Annotated in this window: 6 protein-coding genes; all 6 read right to left on the reverse strand. The window is 47.5% G+C overall.

The annotated features are described in order from the left end of the window. Positions 1-38: 38 nt before the first annotated feature. On the reverse strand, positions 39-2,420 hold the full coding sequence (gene pheT, locus ABTW62_RS07730) for a phenylalanine--tRNA ligase subunit beta (protein WP_430904011.1): 2,382 nt from the start codon (positions 2,418-2,420) through the stop codon (positions 39-41). A gap of 23 nt (positions 2,421-2,443) precedes the next feature. Further along, complete coding sequence (gene pheS / locus ABTW62_RS07735; RefSeq protein ID WP_430904012.1) at positions 2,444-3,463, reverse strand: phenylalanine--tRNA ligase subunit alpha; 1,020 nt, start codon at positions 3,461-3,463, stop codon at positions 2,444-2,446. Positions 3,464-3,660: 197 nt separating this feature from the next. Continuing rightward, complete coding sequence (rplT, locus tag ABTW62_RS07740) at positions 3,661-4,020, reverse strand: 50S ribosomal protein L20 (RefSeq protein ID WP_430904013.1); 360 nt, start codon at positions 4,018-4,020, stop codon at positions 3,661-3,663. A gap of 11 nt (positions 4,021-4,031) precedes the next feature. Next, positions 4,032-4,229 carry a 50S ribosomal protein L35 gene (gene rpmI / locus ABTW62_RS07745; protein ID WP_090415590.1) on the reverse strand — a complete coding sequence of 66 codons (198 nt, stop codon included), beginning with the start codon at positions 4,227-4,229 and terminating at the stop codon, positions 4,032-4,034. A gap of 116 nt (positions 4,230-4,345) precedes the next feature. Then, positions 4,346-4,942: a translation initiation factor IF-3 gene (gene infC / locus ABTW62_RS07750; RefSeq protein ID WP_430904017.1), complete on the reverse strand. Its 597-nt coding sequence runs from the start codon at positions 4,940-4,942 to the stop codon at positions 4,346-4,348. Between the two features lie 25 nt (positions 4,943-4,967). Further along, complete coding sequence (gene thrS, locus ABTW62_RS07755; RefSeq protein ID WP_430904014.1) at positions 4,968-6,875, reverse strand: threonine--tRNA ligase; 1,908 nt, start codon at positions 6,873-6,875, stop codon at positions 4,968-4,970. Positions 6,876-7,173: the final 298 nt, after the last annotated feature.

Below are 7,173 nucleotides of genomic sequence, written 5' to 3' on the forward strand. Positions count from 1 at the left end.
AATTGCACCAATGAACAATCCCTTTGACCAGGATGCCATTAGCGACGCAATGTCACACCGAATTTCTGACCCAACACATCGATCAAGCCCGTAACAGCCAGATCAATCTCCTGATCTGTAAGTGTTTTTTCAATATCCTGCAGAAGGATACGAAATGCGAGACTTTTTTTACTGGGCTCTAGCTTCTCCCCACTATATAAATCGAACAAAGCTATTTCGGAAATGATTGCGGATTTCGCCGCATACATCGCTTCCAGCAGCCCATGCACGCTGACATCATTATCTACCACAATCGCAATATCTCTTCTTACGGGAGGATACTTCGACAACGCTCTCATCACGGGCAGCGTTTCTGCTGCCAGTGTATCGATCTGCAGCTCAAACCATACAGCATTCCGCGGCAAATGATATTTGCTGAGCCATCTGGGATGCAGCTCTCCCAACCAACCAGACGGTCTTTGATTGACCAAGATTTGGGCCGATTTTCCAGGATGCAAAGCCGGATGAACCGCCGGCTCGAAACGAACATGCTTGCTCCGCAACAATGTCTCGACATCCATCTTGACATCAAAAAAGTCTGCATCACGCGCCGGGGCGTCCCATTGTTCAGGCAAAGCGCTGCCAGAACAAAGCCCTGCCACATACTCAACTTCTTTTCTTATACTTCCCTCATTCAAAAAACAGCGGCCTATTTCAAATATTCTGACTCTGCTCTGCTTGCGATTGAGATTGAACTGCAAGTTGCTGATTAGCCCCCCTAGCAAACTGCTACGCATCACACTCATATGGCTGGCAATCGGATTCTTCAGCGCTACCGGCGATGCATTGCCTGAGAAATCAGATTCCCAGTTCTTATCGACAAAGGCATAATTGATCACTTCCTGGTAATCACGCACAGTCATGATTTGCCGTATTTGTGATACTGAAGTGCTGCCTGTTTCAGGTTCCGGCAACATATACATCCTTGCCTTGGGCATACAAGCAGGAATTTGATCATAGCCATGGATGCGCGCCAGCTCTTCGATAAAATCCTCCTCGATCGCCAGATCGAAGCGGTACGAGGGGGGCGTCACATAAAATACATCCTCTTTAACCAAGAAATCGAATTGCAAGCGCCGCAAGTAGCTTTCTACCAGATCGATTCCTAAATCCACCCCCAGGATTTTCGCTATACGACGCGGACGAACCTGGACGACGTCGCGTTGCGGCAAGTCATGCTTCAATTCCGTGACTGGCCCGGCTTTGCCACCACAGATATCGATAATCAAGGCAGTAGCACGCTCCAAAGCGTTACGTGTCATTGAAAAATCGACCCCGCGCTCAAAGCGATGCGCTGAATCAGATGTAAATCCAAGCTCAAATGACTTGCCATTTATGACGGAAGGCGAGAAATACGCGCTCTCAAGAAAAATATCGATTGTTTTCGCCTGCTCCACCCCGCTCTCGCGACCCCCCATAATTCCCGCCAAGGCTAAGGGCTTGGTCGCATCAGCAATGATCAGCATATTCTCACGGAGCAACAAGTCCTCGCCATTTAACAGCTGGAGAGATTCCTGGGCCTGTGCGAATCGCACGCATATCGACCGCCCAGCTTCACTTCCGATGCAACCCAAATCGAAAGCATGCATGGGTTGACCCATTTCCAACATGACATAATTGATAATATCCACTACCGGATTAATGGGACGCAGGCCGCTCCGTTCAAGGTGCCGGGTCATCCATATCGGCGTTGAAACATCAAGCGCCACACCGCGTACAACTCGACCACAATAGAGCGGGCACGCTGCTGGCTGATCCACATGTATTGCAACCTGATCCACAATCTCATCCTTGACGGGCACGATATCCGGTAACACAAAATCGGTATCCGTTATCGCTGCGATCTCACGCGCAACCCCATACATGCCAAGACAGTCTGCCCGATTAGGAGTCAGTTTGAGTGATAATATCCGATCATCGAGCGCATAATATTCCCGGAAATCAAGTCCGACCTGCGCCTCGCGCGGAAGATCCAGCAACCCTTCAGCCTCGTCCGCCAACCCAAGCTCCTTGGCAGAACACAACATCCCGAACGATTCGATTCCGCGTACCTTGCTTTTTCGGATATTCAATCCCGGTAGCTGGGCGCCTACCAGCGCGCAAGCGGTTTTCATTCCCACCACAACATTTTGCGCGCCACAGACTATTTGCAAACAGGTCTCACTGGCCTCACCCACATCGACCATACATACCTTCAAACGATCGGCATTGGCGTGTTTTTGTATGGAAACAATCTCTGCCACTACAACCTTATCAAAAAAGGGGGCTACTGGTGTGACGCTCTCCACCTCCAACCCAGCCATGGTCAATATATGGGCCAATTCCTCACTGGAACAAGCGGGATTGACGAATGCGCGCAGCCATCTCTCGGAAAATTTCATAACTACAGATCAGTTAGTTGGAATCAATTGAATTGCTTCAGAAAACGTAAATCATTCTCAAAAAACAAACGCAAATCATTTACGCCATAGCGCAACATAGTTAGACGCTCCACACCCAGGCCAAAGGCAAAACCAACATTTTCTTCACTATTCAGTCCAACATGGTTCATCACATTAGGATGAACCATGCCACAGCCGAGCACTTCCAACCAACCGGTATCACTGCAAACTCTGCAACCTTTGCCGTTACACATCACGCAAGCGATATCCATTTCTGCAGAGGGTTCGGTAAACGGAAAAAAAGAAGGACGAAAGCGTACCTGCAAATCGCTCCGTTCAAAAAAGTTTTGCATGAACTCTGCCAGCACACCTTTCAATGCCGCAAAATTAACATCTTCATCTATCCAGAGTCCTTCAACCTGATGAAACATCGGTGTATGCGTGACATCCGAATCGCAGCGATAGACACGTCCCGGTGCAATAATTTTGATCGGGGGTTTATGATTTTGCATGTAGTGGATTTGGACCGGGGACGTATGCGTGCGCAGCAACTTGCCCTCATCCACATAAAACGTATCGTGCATTGCACGAGCAGGATGATTCTCGGCAATATTCAAGGCGGTGAAATTATAAAAATCTGTTTCAATTTCTGGACCGGTTGCTGTTGCAAAGCCAATAGAATGAAACAGCGACTCGATCCGCATCATTGTCCTGGTAACAGGATGAAGCCCACCCATCCCCATTCCGCGTCCCGGTAACGTGACGTCCAAACTCTCCTCAGCCAAACGTGCCGCCATCACTTTTTCCTGAAGATAGCCGCGTCTGCGCGCAAGCGCTTCTTCCAACATTCTTTTTGCCTGGTTGATCCGCTCACCCATGACGGGCCGTTCTGCAGGTGTCAGCTCTTTAAGGCCCTTCAACAGCGCAGTAATCTCCCCATCCCTACCCAGATATCGAGCTTTGGCTTGTTCGAGATCTGCAATATTGTTCATTTCATCAAATAAACTTATTGCAGCACTGACCAAGTTTTCTAGATTATTCATAAAAATAAAATGACTTGTTCATAAAAAAGGGAGGTCAAGCTATGATCAAGCCGGCCTCCCTTAATAATTTGATCTGGGTAGCTAGAGAACAACAATACTCAGCCACATTAAATCAAAGAAAGTAAAAACTTATACTAACAATGACCTTACGGCTTTGGCCAATTTCCCTATCAGTAACTACATCAATTCCGATTACTTTAAGACGCCAGACTGGCTCGCGCCTGATCTGTCATCTTCCCAAAAGCGGCTTTATCAAACACGGCCAAATCCGCCAAGACTTTTCTATCGAGCTCGATACCCGCTTTCTTAAGTCCATTCATGAATACGCTATAAGGCAGACCATGTTCTCTTGCCGCCGCATTAATTCTGGCAATCCACAACGCGCGAAATTGTCTTTTTCTTTGGCGGCGATCGCGATAAGCATATTGCCCGGCCTTCATCACCGCCTGTTTGGCAACACGATATACGTTCTTGCGCCTTCCGCGATAACCTTTAGCAAGTTTGAGGATTTTCTTGTGACGGGCGTGTGCTGTGACGCCCCGCTTGACTCTTGGCATTGTACCCCTCCTTAAGCGTAGGGCAGCATGGTACGCACAGCAGCCATATCATTTGCATGTATGGCGGTGATCCCCCTAAGCTGACGCTTATTCTTGGTTGTTTTTTTAGTGAGAATATGGCGCTTGAATGCTTGTGAGCGCTTGATGCTACCACCTGCTCTGACCTTGAAACGTTTGGCAGCACCCTTTTTGGTTTTCATTTTAGGCATCGATCTTTCCTCTTTGATATGATTCGGGGTGTTTCTATCCAGAAAACTTTGAATACCCAGAGATCACTTGTAATTAATACAGCTAACTTCATTTATCACCAAGAACAGCCTATTTACTAGGATGTTAACTCGTTCTTGGCGCCAGTTTTTAATTCGGTTTCGGTTTCTTTGGATTTACCGGTTTTCACTTCTTTCTTTTTAGGTGCTAGCACCATAACCATCTGCCGCCCTTCCAGTCGAGGAAATTGCTCCACGATTGCATGCTCATCAAGATCTTCCCGCACCCTTTCCAGCAGCCTGACACCGAACTCCTGATGGGCCATTTCTCGACCTCGGAAACGAAGCGTGATTTTAACTTTATCTCCTTCTTCCAAGAAATGGACTAAATTACGCATCTTGATATTGTAATCGCCCTCGTCCGTATTAGGCCGGAACTTGATTTCTTTAACCTGTATCTGCTTCTGTCTCAGCTTTGCATCATGCTTCTTCTTGCTCTCTTGATAAAGAAATTTACCGTAGTCCATTATTCTACAGACTGGCGGCTGAGCACCTGGCGCAATTTCAACTAAATCCACGCCTGCCTGCTCAGCTAAATCCTTAGCTTCGGCAATAGACAAAATGCCCAACTGTTCACCATCAAGACCTATCAATCGAACCTGTGGCGCCGAGATTTCATCATTAATTCTTACAGCTTTTCCCTGAGCGATGGTAATTCCTCCAGAATCTAGAACCTCACTATCAAACTTTTATAGATATCTCTTTCTGCAACCGATCTATAAAGCCACACAAAGTCATTGAACCCAAGTCGGCACCTGACCGATCGCGAACCGCAACGGTTTGCGAGCTCATCTCCTTGTCGCCAACAATGATCTGATAAGGCAACTTCTGCAGACTATGCTCTCTGATTTTATAGCTTATTTTCTCATTTCTCAAGTCCAGACTGGTGCGAATATCGTGTCTTTTTAATTCATCGGCAATCGCCTGGGCATAATCATTCTGATTTTTGGAAATATTCAGCACCATGACTTGCACTGGAGAAAGCCATAACGGCAGCGCACCCGCATGATGCTCGATAAGAATACCAATAAAACGCTCCATTGAACCCAGTATGGCGCGATGCAACATAACGGGCACTTTTCTCGTATTATCCTCCGCGACATAAGTTGCCCCCAGTCTGCCCGGCATGGAGAAATCCAGCTGAAGCGTCCCGCACTGCCATACGCGCCCGAGACTATCTTTTAATGAAAACTCGATTTTGGGTCCATAAAATGCGCCCTCACCCGGCTGCAAAGCCCACGCCAGCTCTTTCTGATCCAATGCAGCCTGTAATGCAGCCTCGGCTTTATCCCACTGTTCCTCAGACCCAACCCTTTTAGGGGGGCGTGTAGAAAGCTTGACTAAAATCTCGTTATACCCGAAGTCCTTATAGACCTGGTTTAGCAAATCGATGAATTGCACGACTTCATCTTGTATCTGATTTTCGGCGCAGAAAATATGGGCGTCATCCTGCGTGAAGGCCCGCACGCGCATAATGCCATGCAAGGCACCTGATGGCTCATTTCGATGACAGGAACCAAATTCCGCCAACCGTAAAGGCAAGTCCCGATAACTCCTGAGACCTTGATTGAACACCTGCACATGACCGGGACAATTCATTGGCTTAATAGCATAGTGCCGGTTCTCTGATTCCGTCACAAACATATTTTCACGAAAATTTTCCCAGTGCCCGGAGCACTCCCACAAGGATCTATCCAGTACCAGTGGCGTACGGATTTCCAAATATTCATTTTTAGCAAGAATCTGGCGCATATACTGCTCGATTTGCTGCCATATCACCCAGCCCTTCGGATGCCAGTAAACCATTCCTGGCGCTTGTTCCTGCATATGAAACAAATCGAGTTGCTTGCCCAGTTTACGATGATCCCGCTTCTCAGCCTCTTCCAGCCTATGCAGATAGGTGCTTTGCTCTTCTTTACGTACCCAAGCTGTACCATATATTCGCTGCAGCATCTCATTGGCAGCATTACCTCGCCAATAAGCGCCAGCCACCTTCATCAGCTTGAAAACTTTTAGCTTGGCTGTAGAGGGTACGTGGGGCCCGCGACACAGATCCGTGAAATTACCTTGCGAATACAGTGAAAGCGACTCGCTGCCAGGAATAGATTCAATAATTTGGGCTTTATAATGCTCGCCTTGATCTTTAAAAAAATTAATCGCTTCAGAACGTTCCCAAACCTGGCGTTGTATTTTCAGGTTTCTTTGACTGATTTCACCCATTCTTTTCTCGATTGCGGCCAGATCTTCTGGAGTAAATGGCCGCTTGTAAGAGAAATCATAATAGAATCCGTTCTCTATAGTTGGACCGATGGTCACTTGCGCTTCCGGAAACAATTCTTTTACAGCATGCGCCAATAAATGCGCACAGGAATGTCGAATAATTTCCAGCCCCTCGGGATCTTTATCGGTAATTATGGCAAAATCGCTATCGGTCTCAATAGTCGTCGACAAATCGACCCATTTACCATTCAATTTCCCGGCCAAGGCGGCACGCGCGAGCCCAGTTCCAATTGATTCCGCCACTTCCAATACTGTAACCGGGTGATCAAACACCCTTTCTGTTCCATCCGGCAAACGAACGACAGTCACTTATTTCCCTCACTACCCACAAAAAATTTGCATCACAATGCATGCCCGCAGCTGAAAACAGCAGTCCACTATTTCAGGGTTGGTCCATCGGTTAACAACACACCCGAGCAGGCAAATACCATAGAAAAAGGAAGCCCGCGAAAATGTAACAAAAAATTAACGCGGGCCCTCTCAATCAATCAGAATACGCCTATTTATCTTTACGATTACTGATACTTACTCGTCGTCGTCCTCATCATCAGACTCGTCGTCGCTAGCGGACTCGGTTGCGGCGGCATCGCTGTCGCCCTCATCTTCT

Source organism: Nitrosomonas sp. ANs5, assembly GCF_050584665.1.
Taxonomy (GTDB): domain Bacteria; phylum Pseudomonadota; class Gammaproteobacteria; order Burkholderiales; family Nitrosomonadaceae; genus Nitrosomonas.